Consider the following 17,061-nt stretch of genomic DNA (forward strand, 5'->3'; position numbering starts at 1 on the left):
CTGAGCTACCCGGGGCGGTGAACAGAGCAGGTGTCCTTACCGACTCGATCCGCCCGCGTCGGCCGAGAGATAGGTCAGCACGGCCAGGACCCTCCGGTTGTCCTCTTGCGATGCGGTGAGACCAAGTTTTCCGAAGATGCTGGCGATGTGCTTGGTGACCGCACTGGGGGACAGGAACAGTGCTGTTGCGATCGCGGCGTTGGACCGGCCTTCGGCCATGAGCGTCAACACCTCCGCCTCGCGTGGGGTGAGGCGGTCCAGTGGCTGGTCTCTGGAGCTGCCGGTGACCAGCCGGGAGATCACCTCGGGGTCCATGGCGGTTCCACCGCCGGCGATCCGGTGCAGTGCGTCCACGAACTCGTCGTCGCTGAAGACTCGGTCCTTGAGGAGGTAGCCGATGCCGCCGGTGCCGTCGGCGAGCAGTTCCCTGGCGTAGAGCGTTTCGACGTGCTGGGACAGCACCAGGACCGGCAGCCCTGGGATCTGGCTGCGTGCGGCGAGTGCGGCGCGCAGTCCTTCGTCGGTGAAGGTCGGCGGCAGCCGAACGTCCACGACGGATACCTCGGGGCGAAGCTGGGTCATCGCCCGCAGCAGTTCGTGCCCGGTGGAGACGGCCGCGACGACCTCGAAGCCGTAGGCGGTGAGCAGCCGGGTCAGGCCGGTTCGCAGGAGGTACTGGTCCTCGGCGAGGACAATACGCACGGAATCTCCATCGTGATCGTGGTCGGTCCGCCTGGCGGGCTGTGGACTTCCATGGTGCCGTCGAAGGCGGCCAGTCGGCGCAGCACCCCGTGCAGTCCGCTGCCCCGCGTCGGGTCGGCGCCGCCGATGCCGTCATCGGTCACGGTCACCGACAGCGAATGATCCGTAGCGCCGACGGTCAGCCGGAGCTGGTTGGCTCGGCTGTGTTTCGCGGCATTGGTGAGCAGCTCACAGAGGGCGAAGTAGACGGCTGCCTCGATGGGTGCCGGTGGCCGGCCGGGGAGTGTGATCTCTGTGGTGACGGGTAGCGCGGTGTCCAGGGCGAGCCCGCGCAAGGCGTCGGCCAGTCCCCGTTCGGCCAGCACCGGGGGGTGCACGCCGCGTACCAGGTCGCGTAGGTCGGACAGGGCGCCCGCACAGTTGCGGCGGGCCTCGACGAGTAGTTCCCGGGCGGCTTCAGGGTCGTTGGCCAGCAGGTGTTCCATGGTCCGCAGCGCCATACCGGTCGCGACGAGTCGGCTTTGTGCGCCGTCGTGCAGATCCCGTTCGATCCGGCGCAGTTCGGCGGCCTGGGCATCGGTGGTCTCAGCGCGGGTCTCGGAGAGTCGGCGTACCCGTTGGGCGAGGTGGGCGGCCTTCGTAGGCCCGAGCAGACGGCGGCTGACGGCGGCCTGGACGTGCAGCATGTCCGGGCCCAGGACGAGGACCGCGCCGCACAGCGTCAGGCCGGCAGGGACGGCCAGCCAGACCCAGGAGCCCAGCGCCGCGGTCGGGTTCATGGCCAGCTGCCAGAGGCTCCGGGGCTCCGGGCCGGTACTGCCGGTGACCATGTCCCGCGATCCGGCGATGATGAGGTAGACCAGTCCGTAGCAGGCGATCGCGAGCGGCACAGCGGACAGCGCCAGGGTGACGAGCGGGTTGAGCAGCATCCAGAGGTAGTCCCGGGCAGTGGCCGGATCCTTAAGCAGGGCCCGCAGCCGGGTCATTTCCGGTGTGGCGAAACGGTGGCGCCGCTCGAAGCCTGGCGGCTGGGCGTGTGGCTGCGGCGTCAGGGCGTAGGGGACTTCGACCGGTGTGCCGGTCAGTTCGCCGAGCGCGGCCCGGTAACGGTTGAGCAGATGCCGGTTGGCCTCGATGGCCGCGGAAAGCGCACTGGTGAAACCGACGAGCAGGCCAGCCAGGGCGACCACGGTCACCAACAGCCCCAGCACCATCACCACCGACAGGCCCAGCCACTCAAACCCGATCCGCCGTGCCCGGGCGCCTGCTCGAACCACGGTCCACCAACGGCCCAGAACACCTCTCAAGCTTCGCAACACGCCGCCCAGTCTGCCCAAACCGCGCAGGTGCACGACACCACACCGGCGCAATACGGCAGCTTGGAGCAGGAGCGGGGGTAGAGGAAACTCCACCCCCGCACGGTGCGCAAGTGGATTCCGGGCTCAGCAGCGGGTTCCTAGCGTCGTAGCCATGCAGACGAACAACTCTGAAGACAGCAGTGCAGGCATCGCCCAAGAGCGGCGGCCGGTGGCTGCGTTGGTCACGACCGTTGTGGTCGATGCGGGCATTCCGCTGGCGGCCTACTACGGGCTGCGAGCCGCCGGCCTGAACCAGTGGTGGGCCCTGCTGGCAGGCGGAGCCGTGCCGCTGCTGCGCACCTGTCACAGCATCGCGCGACATCGCCGTGTCGACCCGATCGGCGCCTTCGTGCTGATGGCGATGGTGGTGTCCACCACGATGTCGCTGATCACCGGCAGCCCCCGCGTGCTGCTGGCCAGGGAGAGTTGGGGCACCGGTGCTTTCGGCCTGTGGATCCTCGGCTCGCTGCTGGGGCGTCGGCCGTTCCTGCTGGACGCGACCGTGAAGTTCATGCCGGCCCACACCGCTCGGCGCTGGGAGGACGGTTGGCGCCACGATGCGCGGTTCCGCGGCGGGCTACGGGTGGTCACCGCGCTGTGGGGCGGGGTGTTCCTGGTGGACGCCGCCGCCCGGGTGGGCATGGCGTTCACCATGCCGGTGGACAGCGTGCCGATCGCCAGCGCGGTGCTGTTGGTCGCATTGTTGATCCTGGTGCAGCGAGGCAGTGTGCACTACGTCCGGCGGTCCGCCGCCTTCGCGGGAGTCCGAACCGATGGCTGAACCTCGTACCGCAGGAGCAGCGGCCCCGGTAGCAGTGATCACCGGCGGCGCTGGCGGGATCGGCTCGGCCGTCGCCCACCGTCTGGCAGCGGACGGGCACCGCGTGGTGATCGCCGACGTGAACAGCGAGCACGGGCGTGCTGTCGCCGACCGTGTCGGCGGAAGGTTCATCCGGACCGACGTCGCCTCCCCGGACGACAACCAAGCCCTGATCGCAGCGGTCACCGAGGACTTCGGACGGCTGGACGTGCTGTGCCTGAACGCTGGGATCCCCGCAGGCACCGCCATCGGCCCCGAATTCGATCTGCAACGCTACCGGCACAGCATGCACGTCAACTTGGACGGCGTGATCCTCGGAGTCCAGGCCGCACTGCCCTGGCTCCAACGAGGCGGTGGAGCGATCGTCGCCACCGCAAGCCTCGCCGGCATCGCACCCTCAGCCGACGTGTGCTACGCGGCAGCTAAACACGCAGTGATCGGCCTGGTCCGCTCACTGGCCCCAACCCTGCAGCCCCACCACGTCACGATCAATGCCGTCTGCCCGGGCTTCATCGACACCCCGCTGCTGGCCCCCCACCACACCCACCTGATAGAGCACGGGATCGCACTGGCCCCACCCACGCTGGTCGCCGACGCGATCGCTGCCGTCCTGGCCACCGGCACCACCGGCCAAGCCTGGGAAGTCCAAGCACACCGGCCCCTGGCACCGATCGCGTTCCCACAGATAACGATCACCCGGACCTCCGGGGACGGAGCAGCGGATACTGTGCTCGACGGCCGATAGCGCAGATGCGCCAGCCCCGTGACGTGCGGCTTCAAGGTTGGAAAACGCTCACTGTGGCCGATGCGGCCGAAGACGTTGGGACAGTTACTCATCTGCCCGGAAACATCAGCGGGTACGGGAACGCAGAGGCTCCAAGCGCAGCCGCTGCCGCGCGGCGAAACACCAGCATGGATGCAACCATCGTGCCTGCGAAATGAGGACATCCCGTTAAGGCCGCTTCGAGCGGGGAGGCTACGTCAGGGGCAACCCCAGCGAAGGCAGATCTCTTACTCAACTCTCGCTGGGGTGCGGGCACTTGCCAGTGCAATCCGCAGGCGTGCACCCCGTGGTACTCGTCGTGCCGATCGGGTAACTCCGACCGGAAATGAACACTACGCCTGAATGGTGGTTGGGGCGGCTTTACCCCACTCATATGGTCATTTTCGACCGCGGCGTTGATCGACCACAGCAGGGGATGCACATGACTGACAAGCGAACGGGCGGACTGGCCCTGGGGATTGCCGCCTTCAACGCGGCTCTGACCGTCGCGGCGGCGGTGGTCACCTGGAACGGCGGCCCCAGTCCGTGGACGGTTGCTGCCGTCAGCTCCGTGCTCGTCCTTCTCGTACTCCTCCGCAAGCGCTGACCGCCCTGGTCAATCCGAATCACACCTAAACATCTTGAGCAAGAAGGAAGTCCGCTTTCGTGAAGCTCTCTTACCGCATCGCCTCTGCAGCCCTGGCAGGCGTCTCGCTCATTGGGATCACCGCCTCCCAGAGCCCGGCATTCGCCGCTCCGGTCACGGCCTCGGTGTCCTCTGCGAGTGATGTCTCGCCCGAGACCGAGGCCCTGGTCAGCAACATCAAGGCGCTGCAGAGCCAGTCCTCCGTCCTTGAGGGCGAGCAGGCTCAGGCGTGGGTCAAGCGGGTCACCGCTGGCATCAGCGACAAGAAGGTCGCCACGCACCTCAAGGCCGGCTTGTCCCTCGTGACGGAACGCGCCACGGTCTACAAGTTCCACAAGGGCAACACTCAGATCTCCATACCCTTCAGCGACCAGGAGCGCGGCGCGAGCCTGAATGTCGTCTACGACTCCTCCGGCAAGGTTGTCGAAACGCTGGAGATGCAGCTCACCCATGACGACAAGACCGGTCACGCGCAGGTGTGGCGCAACGGCGCCCTGACCGCCGACAAGGTCATCAAGGCCGCAGACCTTCCCAAGGACCTGCCCGCCAAGCAGCCCCAGATTTCCACCTTCGGCTTCAGCTGGGGCAAGCTGAACGACTGCCTCTCCGGCGCCGGCATCTCGTCCTGGGCCCTCGCCCTCATCGGCACCGCATGCGCAGCAGCATGCGTGGGAACCGCCGGTGCTGCATGCGTTCCCTGCATCACCGCGGCCGGCGGAGTCGGCGCGGGCACCGTCTGGTTCTGCATAGGCAAGGCCACCAGCTGACCATCGCCAAGTAGTTTGCAACCCACGGCCGTTCGCCCTCAGTCGCAGTGGGGGCGAACGGCCGCAGGCCGTGAACGCCACGTTAGCCTTGGTCGCCGTCGCCTTCAAAAGAGCGGCAACGATCGAGCCTCAGGCGGACAGTTACCCCGAGGGGCGCTGGAGACGCCGGTCCGGACTGCCCGGTGATCACGGACGCGGACTCATCATCCGGCCGGAGGTCGGCTGCGACATGCACGCAGCACGCAACATGTCGCCCGCCGCGGCCACTGGTCCACCAACTGCCTTCTCCAGGTGGGGAACGCTTTGTAAAGAACTGCTCCGCCGGTGTTGTCGACGTCGCCCAAGCGGTCAACAAGGAGCGCCGGGAGCAGTGCTGATCGTCTGCGCCCCGCTTGCGTGATACCAGTCCGACCAGTCTTCCACATTGCCGTATGAGGCATTTCGGGCAAAGTGGATGTATGGGTGAGATGTCGAGGATGGGTGAGGTGGCAGACCTGGCCGAGCGACTTCACCTCCATCCTTCGGGGCGTGACTTTGAGCGCCCTCCTGTCACAGTATGTGATCACTATGAGGGTTCGCCCGTTGAGCAGCGGAGAACCGTCGCGCGAGAAGTGTTGGATACGGTCGCGGGGCGGATAGGTCCGCCGACCCTGTATGGCGGTGCCACCATCGGCCCTGTCGTTCGGTGGCGCAACGAGGAGCGGACGGTGCTCCTGGACTGCGGTGATCAGGGGCTCCAGCTGTCTGTGCGGCACACGGCAGAGTTGGAAGCCCAGGAGGAGGCGGGCTTCGAGCTTGGTGAGCGGACCGATCCGGCGCCGTATTACGGAGAGCTGCCCTACCTGTGGCAGCTCTACCGGGGCCCGGGCGTCCCGCCGCTTGCATTCCCGAGGGTGGCATCGGCACCGGACTGGCGCTGGCTGGAAGAGTCACTGAGGGCGCTGCTTGGTGCGTGGTGGGAGCAGCTGCCGGCGCAGATAGGAGAGGAGGATGCCGCGGGCTTCAACGTGGTCTCCCGTGGCGCTGGTGAGAGTGCAATGGCGACGCTGTCGGTGCTGTGCTCCGAGGCCGAGGGCCTGATGCTGCTGGTGGACGATGGCAAGGTGCCTGGCGGGACTCCGGATGCGGTGATGGAGGGCAGGGGGTGGCAGGACCGGGTCACGGGGTGGTGGCTGCGGGATTTCCACGATCTCGGCGCGGAAGGCGCCGATGCCGCCGCACGGATGGCGGTCGAGGAGTAGCGCGTGCGGGGAGTGCCCACGCCGAGGGACCTTGGCGTAGAAGAAGTTCGGTGCGAGGAAGGCGGCCTGCTGGTGCTCCCCGGCCTGGCCATAGGCACGTAGGTCTGCGGCCTTCACCGGCGAGGGTGTCGCATCGCAAGCCGGCGCCGGGCCACAGTCAGTCACGACGAGTGGCGCCGACGCCGTCAGGGGTGGTCAGATTTCGTCTATCGGGTGCCAGGTGTACGGGACCCGGTCGCGGTTGGTCTCCCACTCGTCGCGGTGGATGTCCTCCAGCACTTCGATGCGGCGCCGCAGCTGTGCGGTCATCTCCTGGATGCGTTGAACCGCGTCGGCGGAGTCGACGGGCAGTAGGGCCCGAGTGAGCAGCTTGTACTCCTCGGAGGCGCCCTTGACGTGGATCGCCTGGGGCATGCGGACGATGACCGTATAGGGATTGACCTCGGCGACATCCCAGCGTCCGTCGGCCTGCGGCGTGGCCCAGATGACGGTACGAGTCGACGGGCCGTAGGTCAGCCGGCAGCCGTGCCCCATGAGTTCGCTGAGGATCGGCAGCTCAACGGCTCCCTCGCCTGCGTATGTCGCGGCCTCGGTAGGCGTGGCCACGCTGATCTGGCCGGGAAGCAGACCGTTGGAGGACCGGCCCGATTGCTCGCCACTCCTCGGGTCCTGGCCGGGTGCGTCCGAGGTGGCGTCGTCGTTGAGCGGGGTCATGATGACCATGCGGCAGTCCGGCAAGGCCGCGGGGAAGAGCGTCTGAGACTCCAGCTCGACGATCTCGAATCTGTGGGTCGGTAGCGATACTCGGTAGTAGTACGGTTCGCGGCCCTCGGTGACGTCGCAGCGTTCTTTCCAGAGCCGGCGCAGGTGGGCGTCCCCGTTGATGATCTTGGTGACGAGGGCGCCGATCTCGGCGTCTTGGGGGTGCCGGAGGGCGGAGAAACGCAGCATGGCCAGCCACTCGATGGCGTGCTTGTTCCAGTCCACGAAGACGGTCTTCGCCTCGTCGCTGAGTAGCCCCCAGAGCAGCAGATTGGCGCCCGGTTCCATGACCCACGGGCACCAGGTCTTCATCGGGTCGTTGTAGCCGATGATGTTCCACTTCGAGTCCAGCAGCCAGGCCGGGTTCGTCTGCTGGTCGAGCAGAGCCTGCACCGCACGTCGGGTGGGCGTATCGAAGTCCGGAGCAGGCCCGGCAGTGACGGCGCCGCCCATGCTGTACAGCAGCAGGGCCTGGAGTTCATCGCGTCCCAGTAGGAAGAGCTGGCCGATCGCTTCGCACTGCTCGCGGGTCAGCCGGGTGTTCGCGCCGGCTTCCAGGTCGCGGTACCAGCGCACCGAGCGCTCACAGGCGCCGGCGACGTCCTGCTGCGTGATTTGTCGGCCGAGCCGTTCACTGGCAACAGCCCGCCAGGCTCGAAGCAAACCTGCAAGGCCCATCAGCTGCCCTGGAGTGGGTGCTGCCCCGTCCTCTGGGTTGGCCCGTTCTGGATCGTGTTGGTCCGGAAGCGGATCATCGCCGCCCTGTCCGGGGCCGCTCTCGACGGGTCCCGCGCCCATTGAATCCTCCGTGCTCAGCTGCCTATGCCAGGCCAATGGCGGTCCTGATCGAGGCATGGAGAAAGGGGACGGTGGTCGGCCGTCCCCCAACCTGGTTTCTTCCGTACATCGACAATACGAAACTTGAATTTGATCTTCCGGCGCCGCGGTGATCAATAGGGGTGAAATTGTGGGGCGGGTCACAGTCGAGATGAAAGATCATTTCAATGTTCCGCCTCACGGTCCACGCAAGGCGGCATCTATGGATGCGATTCGGGCATAGCGAGCGGCAAAAGTTTGCCGCTCGTGGATAGCGGCAAAAAATTGCCGCTATCTCCGTTTTCGACTTGGCGAGAGATTTGGATGGGTGGTATCCGGCACTCCATCCGTCCCTGATTCAGGATCAGACCCTTTAACTGCAAGGCGAGTTGGGTATATGGACCTCCTTGATCGCGTGATTGGGCTTTTGGTTCTACGCGCGTCAACTTGAGGTTGTGTGCCCTTTGACTCGGGACTTTCGGCCCGCTTAAATCACTGTGTGGGTCCGGTCCAGTAATCGGTTGAGCCGTTCCCTTGCAAGAGAAGGAGTGGGCTTTGCGGTCCAGTGAAATGAATGACCTGCCTGCCGCATCTGTTTACGCCGCGGCGATGCGGTGCCACTCTCTGCGCTGTGGCAGAAGCCTCATTCCTGTCACGTTCGGGTTGATGTTGGTCCTCGCCGGTAGAACCCGTCGCATCTCCGGACCTTCGCGGTATCCCTCGTGTGCTGTGCATCGCTTGCGGAAAGCAATCGTGTGCGGAGAGCGACGGAGGTTGGTGCGAGGCACGGATGCCGACCTGATGTGCGTGTGACCCCATCGGCTGGACGTCGCGGGTGACATTCCGCCCGACGCGGATGGGAGCCTCCTCGCCATGACAGCCTCGACTTCAGCGGGGAGCTCCGTATGTCGAGTTGGCGTCGAAGTGGTCCAGCATCCCTTGTGCGCTGGAGTGTTGGGCGCACTACGCATATGTTGCTGGTCCCGCGGCGGCATCGCCGACCGGAGCGCATGCAGATGAGGAGGGAACCAGTTGCTGAGCCGAAAGCCAAGTCCCTGAATCCCAGGGCCAAATGAGACCGGCGCCCAGAAGTTAGCAGCTTCCGGGCGCCGGGCCCCGCCACCCCGAAGGGTGCGGATTCGTAACCGGGACGAGCCGGCTGACCTTTTCGACGAGAACGGCCGTCCCACCCCGCCTACCAGTAAGGAATTGTCGCATGCCCAAATCCCGGGGCGGAAGGGCGCCCGCCCCAAGGTTCGCCGAGTCCGCCAAGGCCATCGGTACCCACCAGCACCGCTTGGCCGCCCTGCTCGCGGACATGGTGCCCGGCGCCCGCACCTTCCGCGTCTCGCAGCGCCATCCTGGTCTGTCCTGGCCGAGCCCCTACTCCCGCGCGTACGACACAGAGGGACACCCCATACCGCTCACACGACCCCAGCGCGTGACGGCCGCCCGCTGGGTCATCCGAGCCCACCCGGAGGTCAACTGGGACGAGGCACACGACTTCGACCTGGTCAACGGGGCCATGCGACCTGCCGCCGACGCGTACACCGTCCCCGATGGGGGGCGCTGACCATGGCGAGGATCCGCACCATCAAGCCCGAAGCGTTCACCAGCGAGTCGCTTGCCGAGGTCAGCGTGCACGCCGAGCGGACCTTCGTCGGCCTCCTTACTCAGGCCGACGACCACGGGCGCTTTCGCGACAACCCAGCCGTCATCGCCGGCCTGCTCTGGCCGCTGCGTGCCGAGCACACTCCGGTGCACGTCGAGGAAGACCTGCAGCAACTGTCGGACGCGGGGTTGATCTGCCGGTACGTCGGCTGCGACGGCCGCCGGTACCTGCACATCGTCACCTGGTTCGAGCATCAGAAGATCGACAAGCCCTCGCAGACGCGCATTCCGGCCTGCCCGGACCACCACGCCACGCAGCGCTGCGGATCCTGCAAGACCACTTGCAGCGTTTTCGCCGACGGCCAGACGAACACTCCCCGAGGGCTCTCCGAACCTTCGGGGAAGGATCCCCGAAGCCTCGATCGACCGTCGAAGCAGCCTGCCACGCCTCCCGGTGCCCGATCCGCGAGCGCGAGCGGACAGCAGGCGACGCTCGACGACACCATCGATGCGTCAAGGCGAGCCGTGAAGAAAACCGCAGGTCAGAAGCCTGTCGGGGAGGTCTCCCCGAAGACTCCCCGAACCGTCCCCGAAGCCTCGGCGCCTGGATCTAGGATCTTGGATCCTGGATCTACTAATCCTTCGGGGCGCACAGCGCCCGCATCCACCGTCTCGGCCAACCAACTCGTCGGCGAGTACGTCACTGCTTGCGACGAGCGCCCGCCCAGCGACGTGATCGGGCACCTCGGGCGGATCGTCAAAAAGCTCCTGGGCGAGGGCATCTCGCCGGAGCACGTCCGGGGCGGCCTGCAGCGCTTCGCCGCCAACCCCAAGCACCCCAGCGTGTTGACCAGCATGGTCAACGAGGCCATGAACGCACACCCCAGCGGTTTGGCGCGGCCGGGAATCCGGCCTAACGTGCCCGCTCACCAGGCGTGGACCAACCCGGCCAACGCTGCTGCCGCCTACGCCGAGGAGCTGTGATGCGCACCCGTAACCGCGAACCGCAGACCCTCGGCAGCGAGGGCACCCTGGACCGGATGGCCAGGATCTTGGCTGCTCGCAACATCGACCCGGTCGCCGTAGCCGGACTGGTCGACGAGCCCGATCCGGTCTCCCCGTTGGACGCCTTGTCGGCTGGGATGCCGCTCCGCTACCAGGCCGCCGTCGCCGACCACCCCCAGGTCTTGGCTTGGGCCCGCGACGTTGCCGACGCGGCCGTCGCCCCCAGTCAGGGAGCCCGTCGACAGGTCACCACCGGCCCTAGCCTGCTGATGGCCGGCGTCGTCGGCGCGGGCAAGACGCACCAGGCGTACGGCGCGGTCCGGCGGCTGGTGCAGAGCGGAGTCGGCGTGCGCTGGCGCGCATTCACCGCCGCCGACCTGTACGCCGACCTGCGCCCCCGGCCCGGAGTCGACAGCGAGCGTGAGCTGGCGGCCGTCAGCCGCTGCCCGCTGCTGATCATCGACGACCTCGGTGCTGCCAAGGCCAGCGACTGGACCGAGGAAGTGACCTACCGGCTGATCAACCGCCGGTACAACCACATGCTCCCGACCCTGATCACCACTAACCTGCCCATCAGCGATCTCCGAACCTACCTAGGTGACCGCGTCACCTCCCGACTCGCGCAGATGACCACACGGGTCGAATTCGAGCCGGTCGACCGCAGACGCCACCGCGCCGCCGCCTGACCCGCCGCAGGCCGCCACGCCGGGCCGCGCCCTCAGCGCGCCGCCCGTGCCCTTCCCGACCCAGCGCACCCCTCCGCCGACGCCCCTGCGCGCGGAGAGCGATCGGAGCAACCCGCATGACCACCACGACGATCAGCCCTGCCCGCCACCGGTCGCTCGGTGACCACACCTGGCAGGACCAGGCCGTCTGCCAGAGCACCGAGTACAACCCGGTGGATCCCGAAATCTTCTTCCCGGAGCCTGACGAGACCGACAAGATCACCACCGCGAAGTCGCTGTGCGGCCAGTGCCCGGTCCGCCGCACCTGCCTCGATGCAGCCCTCGAAGGCGGCGACACCCACGGCATCCGAGGAGGAATGACCGAGGAGGAGCGCGCACCACTGCATGAGAAGCTTGCCGACCGCCTCGACTACAGCCGCGTCAACGCCACCGTCGCCGGGCGCGATGTCCACCTCACCAAGGCCGAGCGTCGCGCGGTCCCCCTTGCCGCCTACCGGCACGGCCTGTCAGAGCAGCGCCTGGCCTGGCTTCTGAAGGTCAGTGAGGAACACGCCCAGAAGAAGTACCGCGAGATCCGCCGGGCTCTGCGCAACCGAAGCCTGGTGCAGACGACGAACACCACCCCGCCCCCCGAGACCGGCGGCGAGCGCCTGAGCCGCGACGACTTCGGGACGGTGGCGTGAGCACCGCGAACACGCCCAAGGCGGCGCACATCACCGGCTGGGACCGCGCGGTCGTCATCGCCCTGGGCGGAGCGGGATGCGCCCTGTCGTACGACGCCCTCCAGCAGATGGCCGTCGCCATCCACGTCCGCGGTTTCCTGACCTACGTCTTCCCCCTGGTGATCGACGGGTTCATCGCCTACGGCATACGGGCGCTCCTGGTCCTCCGCGACGCGCCTCTGCGTGCCCGGCTCTATCTCTGGACGCTCTTCGGCACGGCCACCGCTGCCAGCATCTGGGCCAACGCCCTTCACGCGGTGCGACTCAACGAGGAAGCGGTCTCGCCCACCGGACTCCGGCTCGGGGACATGGTCGTCGCAGTGCTGTCCACGATCGCCCCGCTCGCGCTGGCCGGAGCAGTCCACCTCTTCATCCTCATTGCCCGGGGACCGGTCAAGGGCAGGGACCGCGAGGACCAGGGTCAGGCTGACCGGCCCGAGGGCATCGCGGTCACTCGGACTGACCGGGTCGGTCAGCAGCAGCCGCAGGTCGGTCAGGTCAGCGCCGGGCGATCGGATACTGCCCTGACCGACCGGCCGCGACTTTCCCTGCACAAGCAGACCCCGCGTCTTCGGCCACTGACCAAGGACAGTGCCCCTGCGGTCAGCAGCAGCCCGGTCACCGGTGACTGCGAGCAGCCGCGCGAGGCCGCTGACCTGCCCGGACAGTCGGACACCACGCTGCCGGTCACCGACCGACCCGCGGGCACCGAGCCAGTCACCGACCGGCCGGTCACTCCGCCGCCGGTCACTGACCGGGGCACCCGGACAGCCAGTGACCGGCGGTCTGACCCGGACACCGAGGAACTGCTGGAGATCGCCCGGTCAGCGGTCAGGGCCGAGGACAAGCTGACCCGCAAGGTGGTCGCCCAGGCGATCCGAGGTCAGCAGATCCCGCTGTCCAGCGACACGCTGACCGCCCTGATGGCCCAGCTCCGCAAGCAGCACGGGCAGCCGGTTACCTCCGCCCGGAACTGACCGGACAGCACGAGGCGGGTGACCGAGCCGGACGCCCCGGCCGGTCACCCGCTCGCAGACACACGCCCCACATCCTTCCGAAGCACGCGGAGAGCACACCCCATGCGCACCCACCCGGCCACACCTGCAGAGGTCGACTCCTGGCTGACCGTCCTGCACCAGCGAGGCCACCTGCACCGTGCCCAATCTGGCCCCAACACCACCTGGACCGTGCAACGAACCCCGGACAGTCGCCCTTGGACCCTGCATCACCCGGTCCTGGCCATGGACTGGATCGAGGAACTCGTCCGCGAAATCCGGCAGGAGAATCCGGAGGCGCGCCCGTGACCGCCAACGACCCGGTGGTCACCACGGCCGGACAGCAGCGTGACCCCACGACGGCTCCTGGCGGAGCAAGTTGTCGCATACGACGGTCCTACGGCCCGTCGCACGCACTTGCCCCCGCCCAGGAGGACGGGGGAAGCCTGGCTGGTCCCCGAGCGAGGGCGCACGGGGACCAGCCGGACACCCGGCACCAGGGGGCGCCGGTCGCAGGGGGAGAAGCAGACCGCCGCGAGCAGCCGAGCCCGAGCACGCCCGCCTTCCCCGACCGCAAGCCGCGCCGCCGCAGCCGCAACCCGAGCGAGCGCACCCGCAAGACGACCACCCGCCTCTCCGACACCGAGAAAGCCGAGATCGTCGCCGCCGCCGCGCAGCGCGGCGTCACCGTCGCCCGATTCCTCGCCGCCGCCGGCCTCGCCGCCGCCCGCGGTTCCACCACCTTGCACACCAACGAACAACTCGACACCGCCATAGACGAGTTGGCGGCCCTGCGCACCGCCCTCTCCCGAATCGGGAACAACATCAATCAGATCGCCTACATCTACAACGCTGGAGGGCAGCCCCGCCCCGGCGAACTCGACCACGCGCTCACGACCCTGACCCGCTCCCTGGCCCGCATCGACGACACGGCCGACACCCTGGTGAAGAAGCGGCTCTGATGGTCCCCAAGATCCGACGCGGCTCACGAACCTACGGCCTTCTCGTCTACCTGTACGGCCCCGGCAAACGCGACGAACACATCGACGCGCACCTCGTCGGAAGTTGGGACGGCTTCGCCCCCGACCCCGGACGCGACACCAGCCCCGACCCCGACCCCAAGGTCACCCTTGCCCGCCTCGCCGCCGCGTTGGACCTGCGCGTCAAGCAGGCCGGCGAGGCGGCCCCGGCCCAGCACGTCTGGCACTGCTCGGTCCGCACCGACCCCGGCGACCGGATGCTGACCGATGCCGAGTGGAACACCGTCGCCCGCCGCCTGGTCCACGCCGTCAACCTCGCCCCCGAAGACGACCCGGACGGCTGCCGCTGGATCGCCGTCCGTCATGCCGACGACCACATCCACATCCTGGCCACCATGGTCCGAGGCGACCTGCGCCGCCCCAGGATGAACTACGACTTCAAGAAGGCCCAGGCCGAATGCCGCCGCATCGAGAAGGAGTGGAACCTGCGCCGACTCAACCCGGGCGACGGCACCGGCTCCAAGACACCCACCAGCGCAGAGCGCTTCAAGGCCGAGCGCACCGGCCGCCCCGAGGCACCGCGCGACACGCTGCGCGAAGCCGTCCGCCAATCCCTCGCCGGAGCTGCCACTGAAGAGGAATTCTTCACCCGTCTGCGCGACGCTGGCCTGCGGGTGAAACTCCGGCACGCTCCGTCCGGCGATGCCATCGGCTACAACGTCGCACTCCCCGGCGACCGCAACCGCAACCGTGAGCCGATCTGGTTCCCCGGCTCCAAACTCGCCCCCGACCTGTCTCTGCCGAAGATCCGTCTTCGTCTGGCCGACGGCACTGCCGACCAGACGACATCTTCGGCTGCCACCAGGGGCCGACCGGAATGGTCCCCGCCTGCCCGAGAACGACGCAACGCCACCGGCGTCGCCGAGCGCGCCGCCACCATGTTCGATAGGGACGACGATGAAGCCGCAGCTCAACTCGTAGGGGTCGGTGAACTCCTGGACGCGGTCGCACAGACCTCCCCGGCGGCCACCCGTGCTGAGCTGAGTGCCGCCGCCCGCGCCTTTGAGCGCGCCACCCGTAGCCACGTCCGAGCGGAGCGTGCTGACACCCGGGCGATTCGCTCGGCGGCCCGGGGCATCATCCAGGCGGGCAGCGCCCTCGGCCGTGGCGAGGACGGCGGGACCACCGCCATGCTCGTCTCCACCCTGGTCCTCGTCGCCCTGGCCGCCGCCCACTGGCACTCCGCCCGTGGCCATGCCCAGCAGGCCCGTGCCTCCCGACAGACCGCCGAGCACCTGCGAGCCGCCTACCGCCAGGCCGCCGCCACGCCCATGCAGGCACTGCGCGAACAAGGCCGCGCCCTGCCCGAAGCCGAACGCCGAACCCACGAGGCCACCATCCGCGCAGCCCTCACCGAAGAGGGGCTGCGAGCAAACAACTCGTCGACGAAGACCGATGCCCTGACCGCTACCCTTGCCCAGGCCGAGGAAGCAGGCCACGACCCCAAGACCCTTCTGCAGCAAGCCATCGACATGCGCGAACTCGACACCGCCGAGGACGTGAACGATGTCCTGGTCTGGCGGCTACGCCGTCTCGCCCAGCTCTCCGCTCACCCAGGTGAAGCGACCCGGCGTCCACAGGCCGGCACCGGCCAGCCCAAGTTCGCGGCCAAGCACACCAGCAACCGGACGGCACCCACGGCAGCAGCTCGACCCGCTGCCTCCGACCCGCGTCACCGCACACCGCGCCGCTGACCGGCGTCCGGCAGGCCGCCCAACTGTCCCGCTGGACTCAGCCAAACCCCCTGGACACCGGCGACATCGGCTGTTACGGATGGAAACAGAAGGACCTCGACCAGGAGATGACGCTCGTGCTCAGAACCACCGACTGCCCCGCAGAGCCGACCGTGCTGCCCGCCCTCCCCACCGGTACCGATTCGCTTCTGCAACTCGAATCCGAGACGCAGCGGCCCAGTGGCCCTGGCGCGACGCGCTGCCTCAACCACCCGCGCGAGCTGGCCCTCCGCGGGATACCGGTGATGTGCACGGCCTGCCGTGCACGGCGCGACTGGCTGCTCATCAACCACGGCCGCAACGTCTGGATCGTCTGCCGTTGCAGCAACCAGTGGCTCGAACCCGAAATCAGTCGGGCCGACTTCGATGCCCTGATCGCCATCCCGGACGGGACGACGTACCCCAGCGTCGAGCAGGGACTCACCGCGCTCGGCTTCGATGGGGCCTTCGCCGGCACCTACCTGGACTAACGGGTCGAATTCCGGCAGTTGCGGCCCCTCCGCCTCAAAGTGGCAGCGTTACTCCAGCATCACGCACTGCCCCCCGGCGAGCGTGCCCGGCTGAAGGAGCCCAACCCACGCGTACGCACCGGCTGAGCGCACTGATGATCCAGCCGGACCGAACGCTGTGATCTCCGCGAGATGGCCGTCACGCCAAGGACCTTTGCAGTACTGACCCCCAGGACGCGCCGCCTCAGGAAAGAGAGTTGCAACGGGGACGACCCCGGCGAAGGCAACGGATTAGGTGAGCTCTGATCCCGTCATGGCGCCGGCGCAGCCCGTACCCAGCCCGACGGGACGGCTGGCGCCAGGAGCACTCCGCTGGATGGTTATCGATCACCTTCAGGTACACGTCAGCGAGGCATTCACGGCTACCCGGATCAGCCGCGTCATCGAGAGGTCATCGGGCGCCATCGCTACGCGCTCAACAAGCTGGCCAGTCAGGGCATCGCCAAGCAGGTCAGTGCCCGACCGCGTACATTCCAGCTCGCCGACTCCGCTGTGATCAACGCCAAGTAGCAGATCGGCACTGGGTCGAATGTGCCCCGCGCACCATACGGGCACACACGGTTCTATGTCTCCCGCGCCGTAGGCCAGATACCTGCACTGCGCAGCAACAAGCAGGCGCATCCGTTCCCATGGCACGCGCACAACTTCACCGATGCCAGGACTGTCCGCGTCCGCACCGGCTGCTGAAGTCGACGCCATTACCGATCGACGCGTACGTCGCCACAAAGCATCAGCCTCAGAAGTGGAAGTGGCCTCACCGATGGCTATGTCTGGAGTTATCGGTCGGTTTGCCCATCTTGGTCACCACAGGACGCAAGGCCACACAAGAGACTTGGCTTAAATCGGGCTAAGGTACACAATCTCTCCCAGCTTGATCAACTTCTA

At 67.6% G+C, this 17,061-nt stretch carries 17 protein-coding genes; 14 read left to right on the forward strand and 3 right to left on the reverse strand.

The window, feature by feature from the left end; genetic code table 11:
- Positions 1-36: 36 nt before the first annotated feature.
- Positions 37-702 carry a response regulator transcription factor gene (locus K2224_RS28795; RefSeq protein WP_221910126.1) on the reverse strand — a complete coding sequence of 222 codons (666 nt, stop codon included), beginning with the start codon at positions 700-702 and terminating at the stop codon, positions 37-39.
- A complete protein-coding gene (locus K2224_RS28800; protein ID WP_260693540.1) occupies positions 654-1,979 on the reverse strand; it encodes a histidine kinase in 1,326 nt (441 codons plus the stop codon). Before K2224_RS28800 ends, K2224_RS28795 begins: the two co-directional genes overlap by 49 nt.
- Before the next feature lie 193 nt (positions 1,980-2,172).
- Between K2224_RS28800 and K2224_RS28805 the strand changes: the two genes are divergently transcribed.
- The 5 genes from K2224_RS28805 (at position 2,173) to K2224_RS28825 (ending at position 6,297) form a co-directional block, all read left to right on the forward strand.
- A complete protein-coding gene (locus K2224_RS28805) occupies positions 2,173-2,841 on the forward strand; it encodes a VC0807 family protein (RefSeq protein WP_221910127.1) in 669 nt (222 codons plus the stop codon).
- On the forward strand, positions 2,834-3,625 hold the full coding sequence (locus tag K2224_RS28810) for an SDR family NAD(P)-dependent oxidoreductase (protein WP_221910128.1): 792 nt from the start codon (positions 2,834-2,836) through the stop codon (positions 3,623-3,625). Before K2224_RS28805 ends, K2224_RS28810 begins: the two co-directional genes overlap by 8 nt.
- A 460-nt stretch (positions 3,626-4,085) precedes the next feature.
- Positions 4,086-4,250, forward strand: coding sequence for a hypothetical protein (locus K2224_RS28815; RefSeq protein WP_189867935.1), 165 nt, complete (start codon positions 4,086-4,088; stop codon positions 4,248-4,250).
- A gap of 59 nt (positions 4,251-4,309) precedes the next feature.
- Entirely contained in the window at positions 4,310-5,056 is a 747-nt protein-coding gene (locus K2224_RS28820) for a hypothetical protein (protein WP_221910129.1), read from the forward strand.
- A 707-nt stretch (positions 5,057-5,763) separates the two neighbouring features.
- The gene (locus K2224_RS28825) at positions 5,764-6,297 is read left to right on the forward strand and encodes a hypothetical protein (protein WP_221910130.1); all 534 of its coding nucleotides are present in this window, start codon (positions 5,764-5,766) and stop codon (positions 6,295-6,297) included.
- Positions 6,298-6,492: 195 nt separating this feature from the next.
- On the opposite strand, the gene K2224_RS28830 is transcribed toward K2224_RS28825, so the two are convergent.
- Positions 6,493-7,857: a helix-turn-helix transcriptional regulator gene (locus K2224_RS28830; protein ID WP_221910131.1), complete on the reverse strand. Its 1,365-nt coding sequence runs from the start codon at positions 7,855-7,857 to the stop codon at positions 6,493-6,495.
- A 1,234-nt stretch (positions 7,858-9,091) separates the two neighbouring features.
- Here K2224_RS28830 and K2224_RS28835 point away from each other — a divergent pair.
- The 9 genes from K2224_RS28835 (at position 9,092) to K2224_RS28875 (ending at position 16,137) form a co-directional block, all read left to right on the forward strand.
- Entirely contained in the window at positions 9,092-9,448 is a 357-nt protein-coding gene (locus tag K2224_RS28835; protein WP_260693541.1) for a hypothetical protein, read from the forward strand.
- A gap of 2 nt (positions 9,449-9,450) precedes the next feature.
- Positions 9,451-10,470 carry a hypothetical protein gene (locus tag K2224_RS28840; protein WP_221910132.1) on the forward strand — a complete coding sequence of 340 codons (1,020 nt, stop codon included), beginning with the start codon at positions 9,451-9,453 and terminating at the stop codon, positions 10,468-10,470.
- Complete coding sequence (locus K2224_RS28845; protein ID WP_221910133.1) at positions 10,470-11,177, forward strand: ATP-binding protein; 708 nt, start codon at positions 10,470-10,472, stop codon at positions 11,175-11,177. Before K2224_RS28840 ends, K2224_RS28845 begins: the two co-directional genes overlap by 1 nt.
- A 116-nt stretch (positions 11,178-11,293) precedes the next feature.
- Positions 11,294-11,860, forward strand: coding sequence for a WhiB family transcriptional regulator (locus tag K2224_RS28850; protein WP_221910134.1), 567 nt, complete (start codon positions 11,294-11,296; stop codon positions 11,858-11,860).
- Positions 11,857-12,876, forward strand: a complete 1,020-nt coding sequence (locus K2224_RS28855) for a DUF2637 domain-containing protein (protein WP_221910135.1) — start codon at positions 11,857-11,859, stop codon at positions 12,874-12,876. Before K2224_RS28850 ends, K2224_RS28855 begins: the two co-directional genes overlap by 4 nt.
- Positions 12,877-12,978: 102 nt before the next feature.
- A complete protein-coding gene (locus K2224_RS28860; RefSeq protein ID WP_221910136.1) occupies positions 12,979-13,203 on the forward strand; it encodes a hypothetical protein in 225 nt (74 codons plus the stop codon).
- On the forward strand, positions 13,200-13,856 hold the full coding sequence (locus tag K2224_RS28865) for a MobC family plasmid mobilization relaxosome protein (RefSeq protein WP_221910137.1): 657 nt from the start codon (positions 13,200-13,202) through the stop codon (positions 13,854-13,856). The genes K2224_RS28860 and K2224_RS28865 overlap by 4 nt, the downstream gene beginning before the upstream one ends.
- Positions 13,856-15,628: a relaxase/mobilization nuclease domain-containing protein gene (locus K2224_RS28870; RefSeq protein ID WP_221910138.1), complete on the forward strand. Its 1,773-nt coding sequence runs from the start codon at positions 13,856-13,858 to the stop codon at positions 15,626-15,628. The genes K2224_RS28865 and K2224_RS28870 overlap by 1 nt, the downstream gene beginning before the upstream one ends.
- Before the next feature lie 107 nt (positions 15,629-15,735).
- On the forward strand, positions 15,736-16,137 hold the full coding sequence (locus tag K2224_RS28875) for a hypothetical protein (RefSeq protein WP_221910139.1): 402 nt from the start codon (positions 15,736-15,738) through the stop codon (positions 16,135-16,137).
- Positions 16,138-17,061 lie beyond the last annotated feature (924 nt).

This window comes from Streptomyces sp. BHT-5-2 (assembly GCF_019774615.1).
Taxonomy (GTDB): domain Bacteria; phylum Actinomycetota; class Actinomycetes; order Streptomycetales; family Streptomycetaceae; genus Streptomyces.